Annotated in this window: 28 protein-coding genes; 27 read left to right on the top strand and 1 reads right to left on the bottom strand. The window is 59.2% G+C overall.

Going from position 1 to position 25,681, the window contains the following annotated elements; genetic code table 11:
* The first annotated feature begins 5 nt into the window (after positions 1–5).
* The 25 genes from nusG (at position 6) to BSG20_RS01885 (ending at position 24,034) form a co-directional block, all read left to right on the top strand.
* A complete protein-coding gene (gene nusG, locus BSG20_RS02005) occupies positions 6–650 on the top strand; it encodes a transcription termination/antitermination protein NusG (RefSeq protein ID WP_167371539.1) in 645 nt (214 codons plus the stop codon).
* Between the two features lie 113 nt (positions 651–763).
* The gene (locus tag BSG20_RS02000) at positions 764–1,651 is read left to right on the top strand and encodes a hypothetical protein (protein ID WP_072371201.1); all 888 of its coding nucleotides are present in this window, start codon (positions 764–766) and stop codon (positions 1,649–1,651) included.
* A gap of 156 nt (positions 1,652–1,807) precedes the next feature.
* On the top strand, positions 1,808–2,464 hold the full coding sequence (locus tag BSG20_RS01995; protein ID WP_072371197.1) for a DUF1441 family protein: 657 nt from the start codon (positions 1,808–1,810) through the stop codon (positions 2,462–2,464).
* Positions 2,457–4,568, top strand: a complete 2,112-nt coding sequence (locus tag BSG20_RS01990) for a terminase gpA endonuclease subunit (protein WP_072371194.1) — start codon at positions 2,457–2,459, stop codon at positions 4,566–4,568. The genes BSG20_RS01995 and BSG20_RS01990 overlap by 8 nt, the downstream gene beginning before the upstream one ends.
* Positions 4,569–4,793, top strand: a complete 225-nt coding sequence (locus BSG20_RS01985; RefSeq protein ID WP_072371191.1) for a DUF6148 family protein — start codon at positions 4,569–4,571, stop codon at positions 4,791–4,793. It abuts the gene before it with no gap.
* A complete protein-coding gene (locus tag BSG20_RS01980) occupies positions 4,790–6,361 on the top strand; it encodes a phage portal protein (protein WP_083539861.1) in 1,572 nt (523 codons plus the stop codon). Before BSG20_RS01985 ends, BSG20_RS01980 begins: the two co-directional genes overlap by 4 nt.
* 1 nt (position 6,362) lies before the next feature.
* Entirely contained in the window at positions 6,363–7,724 is a 1,362-nt protein-coding gene (locus BSG20_RS01975; protein ID WP_072371189.1) for a S49 family peptidase, read from the top strand.
* A gap of 66 nt (positions 7,725–7,790) precedes the next feature.
* A complete protein-coding gene (locus tag BSG20_RS01970; RefSeq protein WP_208610987.1) occupies positions 7,791–8,354 on the top strand; it encodes a hypothetical protein in 564 nt (187 codons plus the stop codon).
* Between the two features lie 77 nt (positions 8,355–8,431).
* The gene (locus tag BSG20_RS01965) at positions 8,432–9,364 is read left to right on the top strand and encodes a Mu-like prophage major head subunit gpT family protein (protein WP_072371186.1); all 933 of its coding nucleotides are present in this window, start codon (positions 8,432–8,434) and stop codon (positions 9,362–9,364) included.
* Positions 9,365–9,436: 72 nt separating this feature from the next.
* A complete protein-coding gene (locus BSG20_RS01960) occupies positions 9,437–9,928 on the top strand; it encodes a hypothetical protein (RefSeq protein ID WP_072371184.1) in 492 nt (163 codons plus the stop codon).
* Positions 9,928–10,263, top strand: a complete 336-nt coding sequence (locus BSG20_RS01955; protein ID WP_072371182.1) for a head-tail joining protein — start codon at positions 9,928–9,930, stop codon at positions 10,261–10,263. The genes BSG20_RS01960 and BSG20_RS01955 overlap by 1 nt, the downstream gene beginning before the upstream one ends.
* Positions 10,263–10,706 carry a hypothetical protein gene (locus BSG20_RS01950; RefSeq protein ID WP_072371180.1) on the top strand — a complete coding sequence of 148 codons (444 nt, stop codon included), beginning with the start codon at positions 10,263–10,265 and terminating at the stop codon, positions 10,704–10,706. The genes BSG20_RS01955 and BSG20_RS01950 overlap by 1 nt, the downstream gene beginning before the upstream one ends.
* An 11-nt stretch (positions 10,707–10,717) precedes the next feature.
* Positions 10,718–11,113, top strand: a complete 396-nt coding sequence (locus BSG20_RS01945) for a phage tail tube protein (RefSeq protein WP_072371177.1) — start codon at positions 10,718–10,720, stop codon at positions 11,111–11,113.
* Complete coding sequence (locus BSG20_RS01940) at positions 11,110–11,481, top strand: hypothetical protein (protein ID WP_072371174.1); 372 nt, start codon at positions 11,110–11,112, stop codon at positions 11,479–11,481. Before BSG20_RS01945 ends, BSG20_RS01940 begins: the two co-directional genes overlap by 4 nt.
* Before the next feature lie 144 nt (positions 11,482–11,625).
* Complete coding sequence (locus BSG20_RS01935; RefSeq protein ID WP_143147456.1) at positions 11,626–13,440, top strand: phage tail length tape measure family protein; 1,815 nt, start codon at positions 11,626–11,628, stop codon at positions 13,438–13,440.
* Positions 13,441–14,094: a hypothetical protein gene (locus tag BSG20_RS01930; RefSeq protein WP_072371168.1), complete on the top strand. Its 654-nt coding sequence runs from the start codon at positions 13,441–13,443 to the stop codon at positions 14,092–14,094. It abuts the gene before it with no gap.
* Positions 14,091–14,717 carry a hypothetical protein gene (locus BSG20_RS01925; protein WP_072371165.1) on the top strand — a complete coding sequence of 209 codons (627 nt, stop codon included), beginning with the start codon at positions 14,091–14,093 and terminating at the stop codon, positions 14,715–14,717. Before BSG20_RS01930 ends, BSG20_RS01925 begins: the two co-directional genes overlap by 4 nt.
* On the top strand, positions 14,714–15,142 hold the full coding sequence (locus BSG20_RS01920; RefSeq protein ID WP_072371938.1) for a DUF6950 family protein: 429 nt from the start codon (positions 14,714–14,716) through the stop codon (positions 15,140–15,142). The genes BSG20_RS01925 and BSG20_RS01920 overlap by 4 nt, the downstream gene beginning before the upstream one ends.
* Positions 15,142–17,688: a phage tail protein gene (locus BSG20_RS01915; RefSeq protein WP_072371162.1), complete on the top strand. Its 2,547-nt coding sequence runs from the start codon at positions 15,142–15,144 to the stop codon at positions 17,686–17,688. Before BSG20_RS01920 ends, BSG20_RS01915 begins: the two co-directional genes overlap by 1 nt.
* Positions 17,688–19,220 (top strand): hypothetical protein, encoded by a 1,533-nt coding sequence (locus tag BSG20_RS01910; protein ID WP_072371159.1) that lies wholly within the window; start codon positions 17,688–17,690, stop codon positions 19,218–19,220. The genes BSG20_RS01915 and BSG20_RS01910 overlap by 1 nt, the downstream gene beginning before the upstream one ends.
* 13 nt (positions 19,221–19,233) lie before the next feature.
* The gene (locus BSG20_RS01905; RefSeq protein WP_072371156.1) at positions 19,234–21,717 is read left to right on the top strand and encodes a LamG domain-containing protein; all 2,484 of its coding nucleotides are present in this window, start codon (positions 19,234–19,236) and stop codon (positions 21,715–21,717) included.
* Between the two features lie 13 nt (positions 21,718–21,730).
* Entirely contained in the window at positions 21,731–22,162 is a 432-nt protein-coding gene (locus BSG20_RS01900) for a hypothetical protein (protein WP_244541258.1), read from the top strand.
* Positions 22,163–22,291: 129 nt separating this feature from the next.
* Positions 22,292–23,257, top strand: a complete 966-nt coding sequence (locus BSG20_RS01895) for a peptidoglycan-binding protein (RefSeq protein ID WP_072371153.1) — start codon at positions 22,292–22,294, stop codon at positions 23,255–23,257.
* Positions 23,258–23,297: 40 nt separating this feature from the next.
* Positions 23,298–23,540 (top strand): hypothetical protein, encoded by a 243-nt coding sequence (locus BSG20_RS01890; protein ID WP_083539859.1) that lies wholly within the window; start codon positions 23,298–23,300, stop codon positions 23,538–23,540.
* A gap of 143 nt (positions 23,541–23,683) precedes the next feature.
* Positions 23,684–24,034 (top strand): DUF1515 family protein, encoded by a 351-nt coding sequence (locus BSG20_RS01885; RefSeq protein ID WP_072371147.1) that lies wholly within the window; start codon positions 23,684–23,686, stop codon positions 24,032–24,034.
* 394 nt (positions 24,035–24,428) lie between these two features.
* Here the strand turns inward: BSG20_RS01885 and BSG20_RS01880 are convergent, their stop codons facing one another.
* On the bottom strand, positions 24,429–24,689 hold the full coding sequence (locus tag BSG20_RS01880) for a hypothetical protein (RefSeq protein ID WP_072371144.1): 261 nt from the start codon (positions 24,687–24,689) through the stop codon (positions 24,429–24,431).
* 247 nt (positions 24,690–24,936) lie between these two features.
* On the opposite strand from BSG20_RS01880, the gene BSG20_RS35445 reads away from it, so the two are divergent.
* Positions 24,937–25,173, top strand: coding sequence for a hypothetical protein (locus tag BSG20_RS35445; RefSeq protein ID WP_072371141.1), 237 nt, complete (start codon positions 24,937–24,939; stop codon positions 25,171–25,173).
* Positions 25,174–25,414: 241 nt separating this feature from the next.
* A partial coding sequence (locus BSG20_RS01870; protein ID WP_143147455.1) for a transposase occupies positions 25,415–25,681 on the top strand: 267 nt, incomplete at its 3' end.

Here is a 25,681-nt window from a genome sequence, read left to right as displayed (position 1 = left end):
TCACGATGGCCGACAAGGTCGACATGGACCGCCTGATGCCGGCGCTGGAGCGCAGCGCCAACTTGCGGCGAATCAAATCGACGATGCTTTCCATGGCGAGTGCGAATCAGCCTGGGATTCGCGAGTGGTTCGTCCTTCACACGATGACGGGAGGTGAGAAGACTGTGGAAAGCGCGCTGAAGGCTCAGCACGTGCACACCTACCTACCGACGGTCGAGGGTGGCAAAATGGTCATCCGTCATCGTGTGGTAAACCGTGGAAGCAGACCTGCATTGCCCGGATACATTCTCGTCTCGGTCGTTCCGTCGTCTGCTGCGTTTTCGGGATTGAGATGTGTCGACGGCGTTATCGGCCTCGTCGGTGGCTCTGAGAAGCCGCACAAGATAAACGATGCGGACGTTATAAGATTCAAAGCCTTGCTAGGCCAACTTGAAGGCTCGTCAGTTCATTCGGAGAAATTTGCGAAGGGCGATATGGTCCGCTTTGAAGAGGGGCCATTCATCGGTTATTCGGGACGAATTGCGAAGATCCGCAAGCTTAGTTTGAGGCGTGGTGAGGCGCCGGTCGGGGTCGAAGCTATCGTCGAACTGCGGCTTGCGGACGTTGAACATTCGATTACGACGCCCCTTGCGTTGCTTGAGAAGTTGTGACTTCAATCTGCCTCGGATGATCTGCTGATCCTGAGCAAGCGTTTGACCCGCCCAACGAGAATGGGCCGGGAGTGAGGGAAACCTCCACGCGGGTATGCCGGGCAGACCCCGCCTTGAAAGCCTCTTCTGAGGTGCTGATTCAGGGTCATTGCTACAGCTATGAGATTGCGAACTTGAGCGAGGCGGCCTTCGGGGTCGCCTTTTTCGTATCAAGAGATATGAGCTTCTCGTTTCAGACCAGCATCGAGCAATGGACAGCCGATCTTGAGGATATCTACAAGCGGCAGATCCCATTCGCGACGGCTAAGGCGTTGAACGACACGGTCGACGACATCAGGGACTATCATCAGATGATCATCCCGATCGTCTTCGACAGGCCCACCCGATACACGCTGAATAGCCTTCGTGTCTTGAAGGCAAGTAGCCGCGGCGACCTTGAGGCTGGTGTCTATTTCAAGGATCAGAACCGCCGTCGACAGCATTATCTCATGCCTCAGGTGGACGGCGGCAATCGCCCGCATAAGGCGTTCGAGACCTGGCTGATACGCCGTGGCGTGATGAGGTCGAATGAGTACGCTGTGCCTGCATCGCGTCTAACGCTGGATGCCTATGGCAACGTCTCGCCGGGCATGATTACTTCGATCCTCTCTCAGCTGGCGGCAGGTCCGGACGCGATGCAATGGGAGACGAAGCGCTCCCGCAAGCGGGCAGGATCCGCGCGCAATCGTTACTTCGTACCCCAACCGGGCAGCACCTTGCGGCGCGGTATCTGGCGGCGAAAGGGCAGGAAATCGATCGAGCCCGTCTTCATCTTCGTGTCCGGTGTGACCTATCAGAAGCGGTATGACTTCTTCGGCATCAGTATGGATCGTGCCCTTGCCTTCTTCCCGTTGAACTTCGAACTGCGGTTGATGAAGGGCATCGAAGATCAGCGCGGGTATAGGTCGAGGCAGGGCATGGACGCCCCGCTGAGCACATGGACCATGCCCTCAGACAGCTGAATCCGCGATTGAGAGCCGAGAGGCCCGGTCGCCAGGGGCGGTGGGTCCTTCCAGCGATCTGAGGCCCCGCGAGGCAGTTCGAACCCCGATCTTTGTGACTATGCAGCGCGCGCACCCGCCTGCTTTTGCCATTGTTGTTGTTGTCGCCCTACAGGTATGACCGAAAACACCTCGCAACTCACCGAAAACCAGATCGAAAGCCTCGTAGCGAAATATCCGCTGCCGGTGGGTGCGATCGACTGCGTCATGACGCGGGAAGAGCTTGCTGAATCACTTGCTGTTTCACTTCCGACCATCACGGAATGGATCGGCAAGGGTATGCCGGTCAAAGAGCGCGGTGGGCAGGGCAAGGCCTATGAATTGCAGCTCTCCCATTGCTGGGCATGGCGGCAGGCTTGGAAGGCCAACGAAGATCTTCGCTCCGATCAGGTCAAGCGGGCGCAGGCGGCGATGCGCCTGGCGCTGGTCGGCGGCTCTAGTGGTGACAGCCTAGAATCCCTCGACCCGAAGACGCGCCGCGAGATCCTCGCGGTGCAGATCGAGCAGGAACGGTTTCAGCGCGAGCGCAACGAGCTGCTGAAGCGCGACGACGTAGCCGAAGCTTTAGACAACCTGTTTGGGATGATCCGCGACACGCTGGAAAGCGCACCCGACCGCATCGAGCGCAAGGAAGCACTGTCGCCAAAGGCGACGTCTGCTCTCGTCGACATCTGCGATGAACTGGTCAACGAAATGGCGCGGCGCATTGCCGAGTTCTGGACTGCGCGTCCGGTCAAGGCCGTGGTGGCAAAGGAAGGCCTGTTCGATGCCTAGTGCGCCTGCATGGGTTCGGTTCCTTCCGCAGGCGGTGGCACCTCGATTTGCCGATGCCGGCGATATCATTCTCGACCGCCTCCCGACCTTGCGGCCGGCGCGACGTATCGACGTTCCGACCTGGGCGGAACAATCGCGGCGCCTGGCGACGACGGGGTATCAGGGGCTCTGGCGCAACGACTTTGCGCCATACATGACCGAGCCGTCCCGCATGGTGACGTCCCGCAAGTATGGTGCCGTGGTGTTTGTTGGGCCAGCCCGTACAGCCAAGTCGGAGAGCCTGGTGCTCAATGTCATCGGCCACCGGATTGATTGCGCTCCATCCGACATGCTGGTCGTCTGCCAGACGCAGGACAGTGCCAAGCAGTTCTCCGAACGCAAATTGGCGCCGATGCTGCGCGCAAACCGAGAGCTTGCTGCAAAGCAAATGACCGGGCGCGGAGCCGATAACATTCATGAGAAGCGTTTCGCGGGAAACATGAACCTGCAGATCCGCTGGCCGGTCATCGGCTATTTCTCGCAGAACGAATATCCGATTGTCATCCTGACGGATCGCGATCGCATGCCGGATGACATCGACGGTGAAGGCGATCCCTTCACGTTGGGACGCAAGCGTACACAACATGCCGGTTCGCTGGGGATGCTGGTTGAGGAAAGCTCACCTGGCCGACCAATCCTTTCGGATGACTGGAAGCCGGAAACCCCTCACGAGGCCCCGCCATGCGGCGGCAGCCTCGGCGATTACAACCTCGGCACGCGTGGCGCGTTCTATTGGTTCTGCCCTTCTTGCGGCGATCCGTTCCGGCCGGAATTCGACATGCTGCAATGGGAGACCAAGGCGACACCGGGCGAAAGCGCCAGAACCGTTGAAATGGTCTGCCCGCATGGTTGCTGCATTCCGCCCGATCAGAAGTACGCCTGCAACCAGGCTGGTATCTGGCTTCACGAGATGAGCGACGGCAAGGAGGTCTGTGAGATCGACGATCCCCGGATTCGGGAAACGGATATCGCTTCCTATCGGTGTGAAGGGCCGGTCGCGGCAATGCAGAACTGGGAGCAGCTCGTGCTCCGCCAGTTACAGGCCAAGGCGACGTTCGATGCGACTGGCGACGATCAGGCACTCAAGGCAACCATCACGCTCGATCAGGGAAAGGCCTACCTGCCGCTCGTCCGCAATATCGGCGAGTCCGTTTCGGAAGATACGTTGCGGGCATTGGCGGAGCGCTACCCGCTTAAGATCGTTCCGGCAGAGGCCCGCTTCCTGACGGTTCAGATCGACATTCAGGGCAACCGCTTTGTCGTTCACGTCGACGCCTGGGGCGAAGGCCTAGAGCGCTGGTTGATTGACCGCTTCGATATCGCGCAGCCACCGGAATCTGCACCTGGTGGCCAGCGTGACGAGAAGGGCAACGCGCGCCGCGCTATCGATCCGGCGCGGTATTTCGAAGACTGGAAAGAGTTGCCGGAAATTCTGCATAAGGCTTACCCGGTCGCTGACAGCGCTTTTTCGCTGATGCCGGTTGCCATGATTATCGACTCTGCGGGCCGTCCCGGCGTGACGCCAAACGCATATCGGTTCTTGCGCAAGATGCAAAAGGAAGGTCTCGGCCAGCGCGTCTATCTGGCGAAGGGTAGCTCCCGGCTCGATGATCGCGCCCGCTATGTCGAACCGGAAAAGATCCTTCAGCAGAAGGGGCGGCGCATCGCCGATATCAAGCTCGTTTTCGTCGGGACCGACAAGGTGAAGGACGAAATCATACTGGCCGTGACCCGCAAGGAACCCGGTCCCGGCAAGTATCACCTCAGCGAGCATCTGCCGGCGCAGGTTTTCGCTGAGATGACCGCCGAAGTGAAAACAGAGTCCGGATGGGAGCGACGGAAGAGCGGCCTGCCGAACGAAGCTTTCGACTTGTCCGTCTACGGCAAGGCGCTGGTCATCGTCCTGAAGGGCGAAAAGATCGATTGGGCAAACCCGCCGCATTGGGCGCGTCCCGCCAATGAAAATTCCTTTGCGGTTCGCCAGCAAGGCGAGGCCGCAAAGGCAGAACTTGTCCATCCAGCGCCAGTCCGTGGCCGGCGCGTCCGCTCGCAAGGTATCCGATAAATGGCAGGTATCACCCTCGATCAGGCGCAACGCCAGCTGGACGCCTACCTGGCGGCCTCCGAAGCTGTGGCGCGCAAGCAGTCCTATTCGATCGCCGGCCGCTCGCTGACGCTGGCGGACGCGGCCGACATCCAGAAGAGCATCGAATACTGGAACGCTCTCGTTCAGAAGCTCAGCGCCGCTGCCTCCGGCCGTGGCCGTCTCCGATACGGAGTTGCCGAATGAAACCGCCGCGCATGCCTCTGTCCTTTATTGACCGCGCGATTTCTGTTTTCGATCCTGCGCGCGCCCTGCGCCGCCATCAGGCGCGCACGATGCTGGCGCTGACGACGGGCGGTTACAAGGGTGGCAAGAAAAACCGTCGGCAGACCGCGAACTGGAATGTCGATGGCGGCAGTGCCAATCAGGACAGCGTGCCTGATCTGCCGACCCTGCGCGCGCGCTCCCGTGATCTGCGACGCAACGTGCCGATTGCAACCGGCGCCATTGCGACCCGCATCACCAACATTATCGGCGAGGGCCTGAAGGTTTATCCCAAGATTGATCGCGCGGCGCTCGGTTTGAGCGTCGAAGAAGCGCGTGAATGGAACCGGAAGGCAAAGGCTGAGTTTGAGCTGGCGGCTTGGACGGCGGATTTCACAGGCGCGCAGAGCTTCGACGAGCTGCAGGCGCTGGTCTTTGGGTCGGCGGACGAATCCGGCGATGTCTTTGCAATCCGCCGCTACAGGAAAGACCCCGGCGACACCTACGGCTCCAAGTTGCAGATCATCGAAGCCGATCGCATTTCCAATCCGAATAATGGCATGGACACCGACACGCAGGTGGCCGGAATTGAAACCACCTTGGATGGCGTCGTTCGCGCCTACCATGTGAGCGATCGGCACCCCGGCGACGTATTCCGCAAGGCCATGACATGGCGGCGTGTGCCTGCGTTCTACAACGACGGCCGGCCCATCGTATTGCACCTCTTCAAGCGCCTTCGTCCGGATCAGGCGCGAGGTATCCCGTATCTGGCTCCCGTCATCGAGATCCTGAAGCAGTTCGGCGAATACACGGATGCCGAAGTTCAGGCGGCAGTGATCTCGGCCTTCTTTACCGTCTTCATCAAGAAGGCTCCGGATGCGACCTCCGGCCCGCTGCCATCAAGTGCGACTGATGGGGCATCTGGCAAGGATGAGGTCAATCTCGGTGCTGGTGCGATCGTCGATCTCGCGGAAGGCGAAGATATCACGATTGCCGACCCCAACAGGCCGAACCCGAACTTCGATGCGTTCGCTCTCGCGCTGTTGCGACAGATTGGCGTTGCCTTGGAAATGCCGGTGGAACTGCTGATCAAACACTTCATGGCGAGTTATTCGGCCAGCCGTGCCGCGCTCGAAATTGCATGGCAGACCTTCCGCCGCGAGCGTGCTTGGCTCGTGAAGAACTTCTGTCAGCCCTATTATGAGTGGGTGATTGAGGAAGCGGTGCTAACCGGCCGGCTGCAGGCAAAAGGGTTCTTCGACGATCCTGCCATCCGTGCCGCCTGGCTGAAATCTGACTGGTATGGCCAGACGAAAATCTCGCTCGACCCGAAGAAAGATGCCGAGGCCGACACGATCGACATCGGCAACCGGACGAAGACGCGCCAGCAGATCATTCAGGAGCGCACCGGCGGCGACCTTGAGAGCAAGTTCGAACAGCTCGGCATCGAGGAGCAGCTCGCGCAGGAAAACGGGCTGGCGACAGCGCCTACCGCCGCTGCGCCTGGCGCTGCCGCCCAGCCCGCCGACACAACCGACGAGGAGCAATAACATGGATCCTGCTTTGCTAGCGGCAGTTCAGGGCTTTATGCAGCAGATGGGCGGACGCAACGCTGGCGGTCTGTCGCCCTGGGCTATTCGTCCCGATGCTATTGCGGGGTCGCTGCAGACCGTTCGCGCCATTCGTTCCCGCGATGCAACGGCGCCTGCCGCTGCGTCCAATGTCGTGTCGATTAATCGGCGTGGCACCCCGATCGCGAACGGAAGCTTCGCCACGCGCGTCGGCAATGTTGCCATCGTTCCGGTGATCGGTCCGCTCGTTTCGCGCTTCAGTTGGCAATACTGGTCATATGACGAAATCGTTCGCGATCTGCGTCTCATCGGCTCCATGCCCGATATCGAGGCCTGTATTCTCGACATGGATACACCGGGCGGCATGGTCGACAACGTCGACTCCGTGCCCACCGAAATTGCCCGCCTGCGGGAAAAGATGCCGGTCTATGCGCATGCCAATTTTTGTTGCAGCGCTGGCTACTGGATCGCCTCCGCAGCGGAAAAGATCATCGCCAACAGGACGGGTCTTGTCGGTTCGGTCGGAGCGCTCATCCGCTATGTCGAGATGGAGGGCATTCTGACGCGCCTTGGCGCCAATGTCGTCGAGGTGGTTGCCGAGCAAAGCCCGAACAAACGCCTCACGCGCGACAGTGAAGAGGGCAAGGCCGAGCTGCAAGCAATCGTCGATGATGGCGCGGAGCTGTTCATTCAGGGCATCGTCGCCAATCGCGGCGTCACGCGGGATACCGTTCTCGAAAATTACGGGCAGGGTCTGGTCTTTCCCGCGGCCGAAGCGCTCAAGCGCGGCCTCGTCGATCAAATCGGATCGCTTGAAGAAGTTTTGACGGACCTGGCGGGCCGTCGGGAGAATTCACTCATCGCGGCTTCCGCCACCGCGAAAGCCGGAACCGAAAAGGAATCCACAATGCTGACACTTGAAACTCTGAAGGCGGAGCATCCGGATCTCGCTTCCGCCCTTCGCGCGGAAGGCGCCATCGATGGCGCGAAGGCCGAACGTAATCGGTTGATCGGGATCGAGGAACAGGCGGCCGGCCTTACCGGCCACGACGAGCTGGTCAAGGCCATGAAGGCCGATGGCAAGACCACGCCTGCTGAAGCGGCGACCAAGATTCTCGCTGCCGAGAAGGCAAAGAATGCTGAACGGCTTGCCGGTCTGCAGCAGCTCGACAATGCAGCCGCCGGCGTGACCAGCACGCTTTCTGGCGGCGACGGCGGCGAGAAGAAATTCCCGCAGAATGCCGAGGGCTGGAAGGCCGAATGGGAAGCGACGCCCAAGCTGCAGGACGAATTCCCGACTGCGGAATCCTATGTCGCGACGATGAAGCGCAAGGCCGCCTGAACGGCGACCTGATCCCTTTCCAATCAGCGGGCGGCGTGCCGCCATTTTCTCAGAGAAAGAACAGCCATGAAAAAGACCCTGCTTATTGCGGCGGGCCTCGCCGCCGTTTGCATGCTTGCAGCCTTCGTTGTCGTCGGACTTCCGGCGGACGCGGGCCATGTCGTCGCGTCCCTGATGCCTCACGACGTCGTTGGAACAATGGCGATGACGACGCTCGCGGCGTCCAAGACGCGCGACTATCAGCTGGGCGACAAGGAGGAATATCCGGTCATCGCCAGCGACATCATCTACCAGGGTGCGGCGGTTGGCGAGAACGGCGCTGGCTACGCCCGTCCCCTGGTCGCTGCCGATCCTTTCATCGGCTTTGCCATGGAAACGATCGACAACTCGGGGGGTGCTGCTGGCGCCAAAGGTGTGAATCTCCGCAAGAAGGGCAACATCGTCCTGCCGATTGCGGGCCTTGCCATCACCGCGAACGATCGCCCGGCCGTCTATGCCAGCGATGACGATACGTTCACGCTGACGGCGGCCGGGAATAGCCTGATCGGCTACGTCTCTCGCTGGGTATCGACCGGCGTCGGCGTCGTCGAATTCGATGCGGCTCTGGCACGCGCTGCGCTGCAGGCCTGATCCGAGCTTCATTCATCCTGACAACCTGAACTTCAATCTTCGACGGGGCGCGGCTCCGGCTTCGAAAGGGCAAAACCATGCTTCCACAGCAGTATCAGAAAATCACCACGCGGGGCGTGCTCGGAATGGTCCTAGCGCGCCTCGATACCGGGACCGCCGCCTGGGTCAATGACATCGCCATGCGTATCACCTCCGATCAGGCGATCGAGAATTACGCCTGGCTTGGTTCGGCGCCGGCGCTGCGCGAATTCATCGGCGGCCGTCAGCCGGCCGAACTGGCGGAAGTGAGCTTCACGATCTCTAACAAGGATTATGAAGGCTCCATCAAAATCCAGTCCAAGGATATGCGCCGCGATAAGCTCGGCATGATCGCGATCCGCGTCAATCAGCTCGCCGATCGTGCGAACGACCATCCGGCGCGGTTGCTTTCGGCGCTCATCATCGCCGGCGAGTCCACGCTTTGCTATGATGGCCAGTATTTCTTCGACACCGACCATGCCGAGGGCGCCAGCGGTACGCAGTCAAATAAGATCACATCGACTGCAGCGGCGCCGGCTGATCCGACTGTTGCCGAGTTCAGCAAGGCCGTCGTCAAGGCGATCCAGCAGATTATGTCGGTCAAAGATGACAAGGGCGAACCGACCAATCAGAGTGCGAGCGAATTCCAGCTTCAGGTTCCCATCACAATGCTGGGAACGGCATTGGAAGCCGTCACCGCCCTACTCGGCGTAGGCGGCGCGAATAACACGCTTCCAGTGCTGAAGGGCAAGTTCACGATTGATGTCGTTCCCAACGCACGACTGAACTGGACGACGAAAATCGCGCTCTTCCGTACCGACGAGGCAGCAAAACCATTCATCCTCCAGGAAGAGGGCGTGCCTGATGTCGTCGCCCTCGGCGATGGCTCCGAATACGAGCAGCTGAACAAAGAACAACTGTTCGGCATCGATTGGTCCGGAAACGTTGGCTACGGCTACTGGCAGCTCGCCTGCCTTGTAACCTTCCAGTAACAGCGCGGTTTCACGCGTGATCTGCGCGCGCTCCACCGCGAGCGCGCCTCCTTCCATGAAGAGGATATCTCGATGAAGTACACGGTCACCGGCCGGTTCGCTGAGTTCGGCGTCGGTCAGCAATTGAGGCTCGCTGCACAGCAGATCGACGCCCGCCGCCACGCCCTCGAAATTATTGACAAGGCAAAGGGCTCCGTCAGCGCCATCGCCCTTCTCTACTTCAAGCAGGGTGAGGAAGTCGACCTTGCGGTTAAGCCGGAAGATCTGCCGCGTCACCTCGCGACCAATCTAACGCCTAGCTCCAAAGTCCCGGCCGAGCAGAAGCAACAAAGGACGGCGGCGAGAAAACCAGAGGTCGCATCGGCCAATGATGCCGCCGTGGACGATCTGGATGCCCTCGAAGCAAGGCTTGACGGCGCTGAAAAGGCGTACGCCGAGGCGTTGCAAAAGCAGGGCCTTCCTGACGATCGCGATCTGACGGATGAAGAGCGCGGGCACGTCGTCTCCGAGGCCGACGAGCTGGCTGCCGCAAAGGCCGCCTATGACGAAGCGGTTGGCGCCTGATGCCAGTCGAAACGGATGACGACCGGCTGATTTTCGTCAATCCCGACGAGTTCGGCTCGGTCGCTGTCTGGACGAGCCTGTCCGGACAGAAGCCTCCGGTCGCGTGCGTCTTCGACGACACCTTTCTCGGTTTGTCCGCCGGCGACCTCGACTTTGAGGCAGAAGGCGCTCGCATCCAGATCACGATCCGATCAAGCGACATTCCCGCCGACGCCGCGCACAAGGACCTCGTGAAGGTCACCAGCCAGATCGGCGGCGAGAAAAACTACAGCGTCCTCGAATTCCAGCCGGACGGCACGGGCATGACCGTGGTGCGGCTGCAGGAGCCAGATTGATGTCTCACATCCGCAAGCAGCTCCGCGCCTTCGCTGCCGACATGCTGAAGGGCAGCTCCTTCTGCGGTAGCAAGGTATTTGCTTCGCGTGCCAGACCTCTGGCGCGCGAGGAGGTAGCCGCGGCGTTTGTCTATACGTCCGATGAGGCGTCCGAAGACGTCACGACCGATGGCGTCCAGCAGCGCTCCATAAGATTGCGCATCGATGTGGTTGCCAAAGGCGACGAGGTCACCAAGGCCGATGCGCTTGACGATGAGTTTGCGGTCTATGCCGAGCGGCAATTTGCGGCAGATCCGCAGCTCGGAGGCCTCGCGAACGCCAGCGAATATCGCGGCGCAACCTTTGCAATGACGGTGGACGGCGAAAAGACGTTCCACGTCATGTCCATGACCTATCAGGTCACGGTTTTCACCCGCAACAGCGATCCCGAAACAGCCCTCTAAGGAGAAACGCCATGGCTGTGCATCATGGAAAGAACGGCAAGGTCAAGATCGGCGCGAATGCCGTTGCGGCCGTGCAAAAATGGTCGATCAATCAGAATGTCGAGGTCGCGGACACCACCGTCATGGGCGACGCCTGGCAGACGCATCTCGTCGGTATTCCCGGCTGGTCTGGTTCGGTCGAAGCCCTCTACGACCCCGCCGACGCAACGGGTCAAGTTGCGCTGGTGGTCGGGGCATCGGTTTCGCTCGGCCTCTATTCGGATGGTGACGTCGCTACCAAGAAGTATTTCAACGGCACGGCGACCGTCACCAGCGTGCCCGTCGAAACCGATATGAAGGGTCCGGTAAAGATCACCTTCAACTTTCAGGGCAACGGCGCGCTCGACATCGACACGGTGTCCGCATGAGTGCGCTGGCTCAGGCAAAGGCGCACTTCACAGGCCATACCAGGCAGTCCGTCGACGTGCCGGAATGGGGAGCGGAAGGCAAGCCGCTCCGCGTCTTCTATGGCGCCATGACCGTTGCCCAGCGCCGCAAGGTCTGGCGCGACGAGGAGGGCAAGGTTGTCGATGGGAATACCGCCTGCGTGCGCGCCATCCTGTTTCAGGCCTTCGACAAGGACGGCAAGCGCCTGTTCGACGACATGGACGAGCACGCCTTGACCCACGAGGTAGACAGCGAAGTTGTCTCGCGCGTGGGAGCCGTCATTCTCGGCTTCGTCAAAGGCGAACCGGTCAAAGCCGACAAGCAGGTAGACGACGCAAAAAACGGCTGAAGGGCGATAGCGAGTTGATGGTGATCTACTCGCTCGCGGCCCGGCTCAATCAATCCATCCAGTCAGTGATGTCCATGCCGGAGGAGGAATTCTACGGCTGGATTGCCTTTTTCGAACTCACCAAGCCAGCGTAGAGGAATTGCCGTGTCGACAGCGCAGATGTCCGATCTGATGTTCCGTATCGTCGGCAACGACAATTCGCGCGCGGCGTTCGATTCGGCGGGCAGAAATGCTGACGGTTTCAGTCGCAAGGCAGGCGCGGCTGGCCGGGAGGCGGCCAAGAGTATCGATGTCGCAAAGGGCAGCGTTTCGAACTTGGCGGCACAGTTCAATGATATCGGCGTTCAGCTGTCTGGCGGCCAAAGCCCGTTCCTCATCGCGCTTCAGCAAGGGTCGCAAATCGGGCAGGTTCTTGGCCCGTTGGGTGCAGGTGGAGCGGTACGGTCTCTGAGCGCCGCCTTTCTCAGTCTGCTTTCACCGGTCAACCTAGCAACCATCGGCCTGATCGCCGTTGGCGGCGCGGCGGTGCAGTATTTCAGCGGCCTCCTCAGTGACGGCGAGGATGCCGCCACGGTTCTGGAAAAGCAAAGCGAACTCATTTCATCTGTTGCGGCAAGCTGGGGCGATGCTGTTCCGGCTCTCAAGGACTATGTCGATCAGCTGGAGCGCGCAAAAGAACAATCCGACCTCGTCAAGGCCACGGATGCCCTCGCTGGTCAGCAATGGGATGTAGCGCGGCGCGATGTATCTGCCTTGAATGATGAACTTGCCGTATTGGTTGGAGATCTTCGCCAGGCTGGCGCCGAGGATACAACGATCCTGGCGCTCCAGAGTGCATGGAACGAACTGTCGGCCAGTGTGAAGGCAGGCGAAGAAAATACAGCCGCAATGAAGGAAGTTCAGGACGCGCTCGCAAGCGCGTTGAACGAGACCGGCATACCGGCAGTCTCCGATTTCTCGACGGCATTTTCCGGACTGACAGATACGATAGCAGGCGCGGTTCGCCAGGCGCAAGCATTCAGGACAGAAGCGCTGAACGCGCTCACCACGGGCAAGAATGGACCGGCGCTCGGCACGTTGTCTCCGCTGTTTTCCGACAACGGACAGATTTACTCGTCCGGCAACTTTATACCGGGAACTGTGCCGGTTCCCGGAACCAATCCTCTCAGAAACCAGAGCCTCAACAACGAGGACATCTACGGCGGGCCGAAACGAACTAGAACTGGAAAGTCCGAGGAGGAGCGCCAGGCGGAGAACATCCAAAAAGTGATTCAGTCGCTGGAGGATGAAGTTTCGATGGTCGGCAAGAGCAAAGCCGAGCAGCGGGCGCTTCAATTGCAACGCCGCGCCAACGTCGACGCCGCATCCGTGGAGGGGCAGACGATTGCCAACCTTGTCGCGCAGATCGACAAGGAACAACAGGCTTACCGCGAGGCCAAGGCTGCTGGCGATTTCATGCGCGACAACCTCAAACAGTCGTTCGCTGACGTCATTCCAGAGATCGAAACCGGCAACAAGGCTCTGGATGGTTTTATCAATCGCCTCATACAGGCCAGCGCGGAAGCGCTATTCTTCGGCGATGGCCCGCTGAGCGGAATGTTTGGAACATCGAAGTCTGGTGGTCTGCTTGGATCGATATTTGGTGGCGGCCGAGCAGTCGGCGGTGGCGTTGATCCCTGGCATGATTATCTGGTCGGGGAGAACGGGCCTGAGATCGTTCGCATCGGCGCTCGTGGCGGGGTTGTGGGTCAGGGCGCGAGCCGCGACGCCGGTAAGGGTGGCGGTGCGTCTCATATAACCGTTGGGGTGTCGGTCGACGATGAGGGCAATCTTAAAGCCTACATCAAAAGCGTGGCTCAGAGCGAAGGCTCCTCTGCCGCAACTGCTGCAGTCTCCAACTATGACAAGCAGATGCCGGCGAGGGTCCAGCAGATCAACAAAAATCCAAGGCGCCGCTAAATGCCTGTATCCTATCCCTATGGTGTCACTGACTTCGCAGACAAGCTGAATGTGCTGTCGGTGGTATGGGACATCCAGCGCAATGACGAGCTTTCAGGTTCGGGCGACGGTCGGGTCTGGCAGGCTGAGCTTGCTCCACCTCTCTGGATCGGGACGGTGGCCTTGCAGCGCGGCGGAAACGACGCGATGAAGCAGGTCGCCGCCCTGATGCGAAAGCTCCACGGATCGCAAGAGGCGCTGTTTCTCTACGATCCATTGTCAAAGTATCCGCAATCAGATCCGGCTGGCGCGCTTCTTGGCGCCTCGAATGTGCAGGTCAACTCGGTCGCGGCAGACCGAGCAAATCTCAGTCTTAAAGGTCTGCCGGCAGGCTACGTGCTTACCCTTGGGGACAAGATGCAGATCACGTATGGCAGCAGCCCGACGCGGTACGCATTCCTTGAGGTCTCCGAGACGGTGACGGCAAGCGAGGCAGGTGTCGCCCCGCTATTCGGCGTCTTTCCGCACGTCCCAGCCGGCGTTGGCATCAATGCCAACGTTGGGCTGCTCAAGCCGGCTTGCAAGTGCATCATCATGCCGGGGAGTCATAATCCCGGCACAGGTGGCGCAATGGGAACGGAAGGCGCAACCTTCCGTGTGGTGCAGAAGAAATGAAGAACCTCAATTCTGGGTTTTCCGCGGCGCTCGGGGCTGCCCGCAACGGCGGGATCGTTCCGCGTGTCTTTGTCTTCATCACAGCCAAAGTCCGCGCGACCGGTGCGCCTGTTTCAATCGGATTTTGGACAGGTGACGAGGATATCAATGCTACCGTGATAAGCGGCATCACCGGCCTTCCTGAAGCGCGCTCGTACGTTGGCGCCGTCAATCTGGCAGTTAGCGCCATTTCGCGTGTCTCGGATCTAACGACGCAGACGGTCACCGTTGAAATGAGCCAAATTGCAGATGCCGCGCAGCAGCTCGTGCGAACCTACGACATCCGCCTCGCAAAGGTCGAAATCCACGAGATGACTTTGGATGTCGCCAGTCGACAATTGTCCTCTAATCCGGAGATCGCATTTCTCGGCCAGGTGGACGGCGCTCCGGTGGAGACGCCGATGGTCGGTCAAGACGGACGCCTGACGATCAGCGTAATTTCCGACGCGATCAACATGCTTGAACGCACCAATCCGCGCAAATCTTCCTACGAGGGGCAAAAGCGACGCGGCGGCGACGAATGGGGACTTTATTCCTCGACGATTGCCACGTGGCAAATTCCATGGGGGCAGAAAGCGTCATGATCGAACTAAGACGGCTTCCCGACTGGCGGCGACGGTTCTCCAACGAGATCGACCGGGTTCGCCTCACCCCGTTCTCATGGGGCGCTCACGATTGCGGGCCGGGTTTGGCGGGTAACATCGTAAGGGCAATAACCGGTATTGATGTCGCTGCTCCTTATCGCAACCGATATACCACCCTTGCCGGAGCACTGCGCGTCATGCGCAATGATGGCTTCAACAGCCTTGCTGATCTAGCGGCCTCGATCGTGCCTGAGCACGACCACGTCTCGCAGGCGCGAGTTGGCGATATCGCCGCTGTTCCTATGCCGACTTCGTTCGGCTTCGCGCTAGGCGCCGTAAACGGCGAGCGCATCTTCGTACTGATGCCCGACGGCATCGGGACCGTCGACCTCCTCGACGCAACACGGGCTTTCAAGGTCGGCTGATGAAGTTCTCGAAATGGTTGTTGGCATCGACCGCGTTCTTCGCGGCCGCTACACCTGTGCATGCCGAGCCCGTCACGATCGCTCTCTTCGGCGCCGCTTTCGCTGCGACCATTCCGGGGCAAATCGTTTCGCTCGCGCTCTTTGGCGCGGTCAACTACGGGCTATCGCTTGTCAGTAAAGCGCTGAAGAAGAACGGCGACGATGCCACGCGCGATCCCGGCACCTCGCTCACGGTCCAGATGGGAGACGATCAGCCCGTTAGTTTCACGGGAGGTTCGACCGCGACCGCTGGAAAGCGCAAATATAGCGGCACATGGGGAAACGACGGGAAGACACCGAATGCCTACCTCGTCGATGTCATCGAGCTTGGCAATATGCCGACGAGCGGCACACCTGGCGTATGGGTGAATGACGATAGGGTGACCGTGCTTTGGGCCGAACCGGAGCCAGGTGGTCTCGGCTTCCCGGTTCTGGAGTATCGCCGCGGTGGAACCGATTACCTTTGGATCAGGTTTGCGGACGGCACACAAACGGTTGCCGATCCCTATCTGCGAGACAAGTTCGGCCTCCATCCGGAGCGCCCCTTCACGAGCACGATGATCGGGCGGGGTTGCCCCTATGCGGTGATGACCGCGCGCTATAACCGCGACATCTATATCAATGGCGCGCCGTCGTTTCTCTTCGAGACGGGGTCCGTCCGGTTCTACGACGTGCGTAAAGACTCGACCAATGGTGGATCTGGCGCGCATCGCTGGGCTGATCCAGCGACTTGGGAGCCAAGCAATAACAATGCGGTCCTGATCTATAACATCATCCGTGGCGTCTACTATGGCGATGAATGGGTCTATGGAGGACAGGATCTTCCTGCCTTCCGGCTTCCCTCCTCCAACTGGATCGCGGCTGCGAACGAATGCGATGCCCTCGTCAATCTCAGTGCCGGCGGCACCGAGAAGGCTTACCGTGCCGGGTACGAGTTTCGCGGCAATGAACGACCGATCGAGGCAATCGACAAGCTTCGAAAAGGTTGCAACGGTCGCCTTGCCGAAGTCGGCGGCATATTCAAGTTGCTGGTTGGAGCGCCAGGCGCTGCCGTCTACAGCTTCACCGACGACGATATCCTTGTCACGGAGGGACAGACATTCACGCCATTTCCGACCCTCGTCGATACCGTGAATGCTGTCGAGGCGACTTATCCGGAACCCGCTGCAAAGTGGGCTACGAAGGACGCACCGGCCCGTTACTCCGATGTGATGGAGATCGAAGACGACGACAACCGGCTTCCTGCCGGCATCGCCTTCGAGACGTCACCCTACGCCAACCAGGTGCAGCGGCTGATGTTGGCGGCGGTCCAGGATGCGCGCCGATTTAGAACGCACCAGTTCCATCTACCGCCAGACGCCTACGCGCTGGAGCCGAACGATGTTGTTGCCTGGACATCGGATCGAAACGGCTACGAGAACAAGAAATTCCTCGTTACCTCGATTGTAGGGGCGCGGACGTTCAATCAGCTTGTGACCTTCAAGGAAATCGATCCTTCCGATTATGATTGGGACACCGATTTCGAATTGCCGACATCGGATGGCTGGATCGGAACGATCACGCCTCCTCCGCAACCGATGTACGGGTGGCAGGTTGAGCCGGATGTTCTGAAGGATGCTGCAGGCGATCCATGGCGGCCAACAATCCGGGTTAGCGCTTCGCCGGATCAGGATGATGTCGAATTTGTCTGGGTTCAGGTCCGTCTCGCCGCAGATCTGTCGATCGTCTTCGACAGTTCTTCGACGCGGTACGGTTCGCCATTCAGTTGGCTGCTGAACGCCAATTTCAAGGGAAACACCGACTACCAGGCGCGTGGAAAGTTTATTCCCTTCTCAAACCGCGAAACGGAGTGGTCGGAGTGGCTTCCCGTCACGACGCCCTATGTTGCTGCGTCCGAATTGATTGCCGATCTCGCGCATATCGGCCAGGACGTGAAGGAGGTTTTCAAAGACCTGTACGATACGATGAGCAGAACCGAGTCGCTGCTCGTCCAGATCCAGCAGAACTATCAGATCACCAGCAGCGTCTCACAATCGATCGGACGCAAGCTTGAAGTGTCCGGCGCCTCCTTCAGCGAGCAGGTTCTCGTTCTCAGCTCTGACGTTGTCAATATTGCCGAGCAGACGACCGAGCTGAGCGCGCAGCTTGGCGAAAACTTCGCCAATGGTCTGATAAAGTTTGAAGCGTCGGCTGACCCTGAGGGCGCTCTTGCTCAAGTCGCGATACTTGTTCGCGCTGGGGACGGAGACTCGTTTCTGAATTCCGGTCTGTACATCCGGGTCGTCAATGATGCCGGTACATTGACCTCGGAGATCGCATTGGACGCGCAACGCGTCGTTTTCATCGACGGCAGTGATCCTAGCAACAAGACGCCAGCAATTGTCTTTGAAGGCGGCACGGCGAAGCTCGCGGTCGCCGATATCGGCTCTGTCAGGACCGCTGATATCAGCCTCGGTAACGGCAAGGTCCAAATTAATGCAACTGGCATTACGGTAAAGAGCGGCTAATGGCGATCAGCTGGCATGTGGGTGTCGATTATCAGGATGCGGGCTGCGTCAAGATCATGAAGGACGCGGCCTATGATCCTGTCAATACGCCGGATTCGGAACGGTACAAGTTCCTGTACAACAGCAAGTACCAGACGATGCGGCCGGCTGGCCGCGATACGCAGCCCTATTTGGGGGCTGCAGAGGTGTTCACTCCTGGTGGCAGCAACGTCAATACCTTCGCGAAATACCACCGCTCGTTCGTCGGCAACAATGGTCAGCTGTTCTATCGATCATCGTTCTTCACTAGCTTGGAATACAGCGTCCCGCTCTACGAGGTGAAGCAGAAGGACCAGGCGAATACCCTCTACTACGCCGCACGTGTGACGCGGGCGTTTATCGGCTTCAACAATCGATCCGCCTACTGGACTACACCAGCTTACATGGAAGTTGGCTGGCTAAGCGAGTTCACGAGCACGTCCTTCGCCACCAACTTCAGCATGACGCAGGGTCTGGCTTCTCTCTTTGACACCTCACTCTTCGCTCAATCGTGCAAGGAGGTTGTCGTCTGGAACCTTCCCGGCAACAGCGTGGCAATTGCCAATCCGCCGTTGGCTCCTGTCGCCGGGCAGGTTCAGGTGCAGATCACCAGCGACTTTTGCCGCGCCTCAAAACCCGGTTACGACGCTCGCACGGCCACGCCATCGCAGCTCTATTTCGACAGTTCGGCGCGATCCGCGAAGGTCATCGCAGCGGCCGACATCGCCTTGCCATCTGGAACGACAGTCTATCCGCTTGGCAATTTGGGTGCCGGCGCGGTTGGCAACCTCTTTGCGGATGTCATCGTCTATCAGGGCTCGACAGTCTACTACCCGACCAACCCGCTTTCATCGGAAACGGAGTATGGGGCCGATTACTATTTCAGCGGCGCGAACCTGGTGCTGTCAAATCCCTATGGAGCGGCGCGGGCGCGCTTCATCGTTTATGCGCAAGACGACTCTTCGCCAGTAGGTGGCGGCAACTATGTGTGGCGCGAATTCAACGATGGCACTCGTGATGTTGTGCAGTTCCTCCGCCCTGGGGCATCCAATCCGCCGCGTCTCGCGGACGTCATGGTCGATAGCCGCTGGCCGATGGTGCAGCTCATCGCTGAAGGCTACATCAACGTCACCGCGCAGGCAGACGGCGCGCGCGAATGGGCTATTCCGATCGACACGACCGGCCTCTTTCCGTTCGTCAAGTATATGACGGTCCATGGCGGCGGAGGTGGGGTCAACCTCGGTGGCTTCACCGGCAATCTCTCGTCGCGTGTGCGGCCGCCTTACACGCTGTTCGGCTACGTCGATCCGACGGAAACCGGCAAGCAATATTATACGGGAGGCGGCTCAACATACTGCCGACTCACGGCAGGCGAGGCGCGCTTCTACACGTTCAGGGGACTTCCAGCGAGGCGATACCTGTCGGGCGGAAGCTCGATCAGCAATCTCGTCAATGAGGGTGATTCTACCCCGATCATCGGCATCCGCTACTACATCCTCGGCATCCCAGCTTAAGGAACTTCACAACATGACGACTGCATACACGACGGGGCAAATCACCCTGACGAACGGCTCTGCCGTGGTCACCGGCGCCGGCACGGCATGGGCAATTTCGCTCGTCGCCGGCGGCATCGTCGCACCTCAGGCCTCGGGCAACATGCTGCCGATTGCGTCGGTGAACAGCGATACGCAAATCACGGCCGCGACGGAATGGGTCGGCGCATCTGGCACCTACGACTACGCCATCATTCGCGACACGGCGTATCTGCAGCAACTGACAACCAACAGCAACACGCTGGCGCAGCTGATTGCGGAACTTGCGACAGGTACCGTCTTCAAGTTTGACGCCAGCGGCGATCTCGCCGGCCGCGCATCTTACAATGACCGCGCGAAAGGCTTCTCCTACCTGGTCGTCATCGGTGTGACGCAGCCGCAACTCTACGTGAAGGCATCGGCAACGTCTGCTGATTGGGCTGGTCCGTTCTCCTACGGCACAGGCCCGAAGGGCGATAAGGGCGATGTTGGTGACACGGGGCTGGTCAATTGGCGTGGTGTGTACAGTGGCGCGACAGTGTACGCCAAGAATGACGGTGTCTATGACACTGGCAGCGCCTGGATTGCCCTTCAGGCAACCACCGGCCATGCACCGCCGTCGTTGCCGACCACGTCCAACGCCTACTGGTCGCTGATGGCCATCAAGGGAACGGATGGCACCGGAACCGGCGATGTCGTCGGCCCGAATGGTGGCGTCACTGACGGCTATCTGGTCGCCTTCAATGGCGGCACGGGCAAGCTCGTCAAGCAGCTGACGCCGGCGATGGTCAAAACGCTGCTGGCTTACAGCGCGCTCGATGTCTCCTTCGACAACAGCGTTGCAAACCTTGCTGGCGCGCCCGCGACCGTTCAAGCTGCGATCAATGCGTTGGCGGGCGCGGGCGGCAAAAACGACGCGGTATTTGCAATCGAGATTGCCGACCTGAAAGGCCAGCGCATGGGCATGGTTGGCGGCGTGGCGGATTCGTTTGACGATACGACGGGCATCACGGATGGAACGGCGGGCGGTCTTGACCCTGCCGCTTATACACTTCTTCATTTCGACGGCGCTAATAATTCCATATCGTTTCCAGATTCCGGCGCTATCCCTAGAAGCTGGTATAACTTCGGAGGAGCCAAACTAAGCACGGCTCAATCTAAGTTTGGCGGCGCTTCGCTCGTTTTGGACGCTACCGCAAACACATATCTTGCAACAATCGAAGGTCTTTCTGATTTCACGTTCGGAACGGGGGACTTTACCGTCGATTTTTGGATTCGTCCTACTACGCTCGGCGCTAGTGGTATGTTGTTTGAAAGTCGACAGACGTCTGCGGCAAATAATGTAGTCATCTACGTTAATGCATCTTCAAAGTTGCAGTATTACGTCGGCGGTGCGGGGCGCATAGCGTCAACAACGACACTTGTTGTCAATACATGGTACCATGTAGCCGTCTGCCGATCCTCCGGGACCACCAGGCTATTTATAAACGGTGTACAAGAGGGTGGTGACTACGCGGACTCGACGAACCTGTTATCCCCGCCTACAGCGATTTGGATTGGTTGCGACTATACGGGCGCGGGGCTTTTTGTTGGCTACATCGACGAATATCGAGTGTCTAAGACGGCAAGGTACACCGCCAATTTCACGCCGCTATCTGTGGCATACGCGAATGATCCAAACGGTTCATTCAATTACGTGTACGACAGTGCTAACGACCGTTTTTCACCATACTCCCCGTCGCAAATCTCCTCACCGGCAACAACAACGTCGGGGGCGGTAACATATACATTCATAAATCGCGCGTTCACACTGACTCAGGGTTACACTCTTACGCATGTCGGGCTGTACTCGGCATTGGCGGGTAGCAAAACGATAAAGATTACTAGGCGTGTGTCTCCGGGCGTTTATGACGTCATCGCATCGTACACATTCACCCATCCGGGCGGCGGGTGGTATGACTACCAACTTCCGACTCCTTACGTTGTTCCTCTCGACGGGAAGCAAATATATCTGGGTGCCGTGTTCGCCGGGACCGGTGCAACAACTGATGTCATTACGGTGTCGCGAGCGTATCAAACGACTGACGTTGCTGTCGGAAACAACATTTCTGGCTGGACAGAAGACACGGCAGCGGCGCATCCGTTGCGTACAACATATCAGCCAAACAACATGACGCTCGTATCCGTCAACTATACCGCCACATCGACCCCTGCTAACGCGCGTGTTGCGCTTCAACTTGCCGACTTCCTATCGTTGACGCCCGGAACGGATTTCATAATGGAAGTCTCGCGCGACGGCGGCGCGACATGGACGGCGGTAACGATGACGCTGACAATGCCGTCATTCGGTGGCGTGAAGATGTACGAAGGTTCGGCGTCGATAAGCGGACAACCTTCGGGCACGTCGATGAAATGGCGACTGAAGTCTCTCACGAATAAGGCGATCATCGCTTCCGGTGTCGTCCTGCAATACTCATAAGAGGAAACCGGATATGGCTCCGAAGGTTTGGGGAAAAATTGCCGACAGCTCGGCGGAACCGGCTCCACTCGCCGACGTAAAGGCGCGTCTGAAAGCTGTGATAGATATAGCAGCGGAGGAAGAGCGCCTGAAGTACATCACCGGCGGCGCTGGGCAGGCCATGACCTACCAGCAGAAGTCAGACGAGGCGAAGCGCTACTTTGCAGCGCTCGAAGCTGGGGGAACGCCAGAGCCATCGGACTTTCCGCTGTTGTCGGCGGAGGTCGGGATTACCGCGCCGACGCTCGGGGAGGTCGCCGCTATCGTTAGCGGCGCTTTCCTGCAATGGCAGGTCATCGGCAGCGCGATCGAGGCTGCCCGCCTCGGCACAAAGGCCTCGATCGAAGCCGCAGCGACGGCTTCGGACGCTGAGGCAGCGGCTAATGCGGTCGTCTGGCCTGGCTGAGGTGACGCCGGATCGCCGTCCCGCCCGGTGATCCGTTTTCAATAACTGCACGTCAGCGCAATTGTGGCACGCCTAACGCCGAGCGCACTGTCGGCGACGGCATTTTTCATCAAAACTTGGAGCTTTCAAATGAACGTACTCGTTACGGCTCAGCACATCCGCGTGGCCGCTCTCACGCCTATCAACGAAACCAACATGAATTCTGTCCTCGTGTCGCTCGATCGGTATCGCGACGACTTCGGCATGGATCGGGTGCACCGCGTCGTGCAGTACCTGGCGCAGCTGATGCATGAAAGTGGGGACTTCCGATATGATCGCGAGATCTGGGGACCGACGCCAGTGCAGGCCCGCTACGACACGCGCACGGATCTCGGCAATACGCCGGCGATTGACGGCGACGGCAAGAAGTACATGGGCCGCACCGGCATGCAGCTCACCGGTAAGGCGAACTACCAGGCGTTTTACGATTGGTGCGTAGAAAAGGGCCTTAACCCGCCTAACTTCGTCGCCAATCCGGATCTGGTCAATACAGACCCATGGGAAGGCCTGGTGCCGCTCTGGTATTGGGACAGCCGCAACCTCAATCGCCTCGCTGATCAGGGCGACATCGAGATGATCACCAAGAAGATCAACGGTGGCATGAACGGCTTTGACGATCGTGTCCTGCACCTTGCGCGTCTGACGTTGGTGATGCTCGGGCTGAAGCCGACGGCGATCCGGGAGTTTCAGGCGTCCAAGGGTCTGGTCGCAGACGGTGATGTCGGGCCGAAGACGCGTGCTGCGCTCCACTCGGAGCTGCTGGCGATGTCCGGAGCGACGACGGCGCAGGGCTTTGTCTCAGCGCCGGTTGTGGCTGACAAGCCGGTCGTGCCGGCCGCCGTCGAAACGCAAGTGAAAAAGAAGTTCAACCTGCTCGGCTGGATCGGCGGACTTGGTACCGGCTTGAGCACGGGCCTTGGCTTCCTCGGTGGCATGGACTGGCGGACCATCCTCGCGATCGGCGGCTTCGCATTGGTCGCGTTCTTGCTGGCGCTGTTGCTGCGGCACTCGATCATCGCGGCCGTGAAGGACATCCGCACGGCCGTCGAGGGCTAGGCCGGTGTTCGCGTGGCTCCCGGACAGTCTGAAACTGCCAGTGGCCGCGATCGGCGGCGCTGCCGTCGCCGGCGCGGCACTGATCATCATCAATGCGGTGTGGTGGCTGCCGGCCGCCAAGCAAGAGGGTAGGGTCGCGGAGCGTTCTGCGGCCTTGCAGCGATCGATGGATCTGATCAAGAAACGGGGCGTGACAAATGAAGCGGTGGGCAGGTTTAGTGATGGAGATTTGTGCCGTAAGCTTCGTGGTCAATGGGTGCGTGACACGGGCACCTGCGAATGACGGCGCCGGCTTCGAGCGCCTGACGCCATCGTCGGAAACGCGAAAGTTCATCATTGCCAACGATCGACCGTTCGCTGAACAGGTCGCTGCGCACAATGAAACCTGCGATCAGCAGCCCGCGTGCCGGAAGTGAGGACTCAACGTTGACGTCAACTGATTTTGATCCCCGGCTACACCAGCAGATGGGCGAAGTTCTGGCAGAAGTGCGCAACCTCCGAGACGCCTTCCGTGCATCAGAAGTGAAGTCAGACGCTAGCCGAGCAAGTATGCACCAGCGCATGGATCAACTCGTCGATCGCGTAGGCAAGGTGGAAGGGAATGTGGCCGCTGTTCAGGAGGACATTTCCGAAATGCGTCCGGTCACCGATGACGTCAAGCGTTGGAAACTGATGGGTCTAGGTGCGATCGGGGTTGTTGGCATCGGGAGCATGGCGCTGGGTGTCACATTTGCCGACGTCATCCGTCGCATAGCGGTCGCTGTCATCGCCCGATAGGAGGGAACAAACTTGGCCACAATCAAGCAAGAGCCAATGAGGCTTGGCCGAAGTCAACTAAAGGGAAGCCCTCGCGGGTTTGGATGGAGCAACGGCTTCCCTTTTCTTGTCCTACTCGTCCGAGACCAGGACAGGCACAGGTTACGCCAATCTGCCGGGATCGCTAGTCGGACCAAGGTCCACCTTGAAAAAGCGAGGGGAAGGCTCAGCAGCTAGGTGTACGCAGGGGATCGCTGTCGAGAACCTGACCCCTCAACGCATCCTATCCCGGTGGACAGGACGCCAGTGGGACCTCAGGCGGAGGGTGCCCGATGTCGTTCCATGAATGCCAAGATGAGCGTCATTGGCATAACAACCATTATACGCGCATGGCGGTGGATTGGGTAGCGAACTGTCACGGCAAGTCGTGGCCGGAGGCGCCAAAATAGGATTGCATCTCCTCCTCAAGCTCGATGCAGATTTGCTCGTATTCCTCCAGGAGCGCCTTGTTGTCACCCTCGGCACGCAACCTGTCGCGGAACCTGACGGCGTCACCATATTCCTCGATATCTTCCGTCCACCAGTGTGCAATATGGGCATAGGGACGAAGATGTGGGCAGCGCAGAAGAAGGGCCGCCAGTCCATAGCGAAAGCCGTCGAAGTGCTGCTCTTCCATGTTTCAATGCCGTCAAGAAAGAGGCTCTGCGAACGGAAGAACGCAGAGCCCAGGCAGTTGAGCTTTGATGCCGGAGGGACACCGACATCAGGCGTTAAACGCCGCTCTCCGGCATTAGTTCCACATCAGGCGAACCCATTGTGTTTCCGTGCTGATACGCTAAAATAAAGCCATCGGCCCCCAGTTTCTACGGCGGAGGTCGCTTGAGAGACATTCTTGCTCTTGCCGCACCACGGAGGAGCAGAACATGTCTCTTCTCAATCTTCTTTCCCTAGACGACGATGGCATCGACTGCGTTACCAGCGTGGTTCGCAAATGGTGCGAGCAGCATGGTGTTGAGTTGGATAGCCAGCGCGGTCACGAAGCGATGGCTACGGCAATCCAACTTGTGACCGCAGGCGAGAAGTCGCCGGAGATTGTAGCCGATGCACTCAGCCGTCATCTTGCAGCAGTGCAAGACACCGATCTAAGAACTCTCAACTGATTGCCGGGAAGAAGTTCGATATCCTTCTGGTGTGTCAGATCGATGAGTACATCTAGGATCTCGGTTTCCGTGAAACCCTGAGCGACCAATGGCTGCCCTATGTCGTATAGATTGAGGACGGCGTTCACCCTGGGGAGGAGCGCCATCAAGGCGGTTCGAGTGTGAGCGCGACGAACAGCCCACCTTTTCTTTGTTGGTAGAGACCGCGAGATAAGCTCCTTCATCGACAGGAGCGGAACGAATGGTTGGAGATCGCGCTGATGCCATGCTTGAAGTCATGGATGAAGGCATGCATGAAGCCAGGCATGAGGGAAAATATCGTCGGATCGAGGTGATCACCGGTCGTCGCCAGCGGCGGAATTGGACTGAAGAGGAGAAGGCGCGGATCCTTGCGGAAAGCGCAGAGCCCGACGTGAACATCTCGGCGATTGCCCGGCGCTGGGGCGTCAATCGCGGCTTGCTGAATGCCTGGCGTCGCGAAGCCGGACTGACCTCTCAACGATCCGCG

It is taken from the genome of Rhizobium tibeticum (genome assembly GCF_900110205.1).
Taxonomy (GTDB): Bacteria; Pseudomonadota; Alphaproteobacteria; order Rhizobiales; family Rhizobiaceae; genus Rhizobium; species Rhizobium tibeticum.
This window is presented reverse-complemented; position numbering and strand designations above follow the sequence as displayed.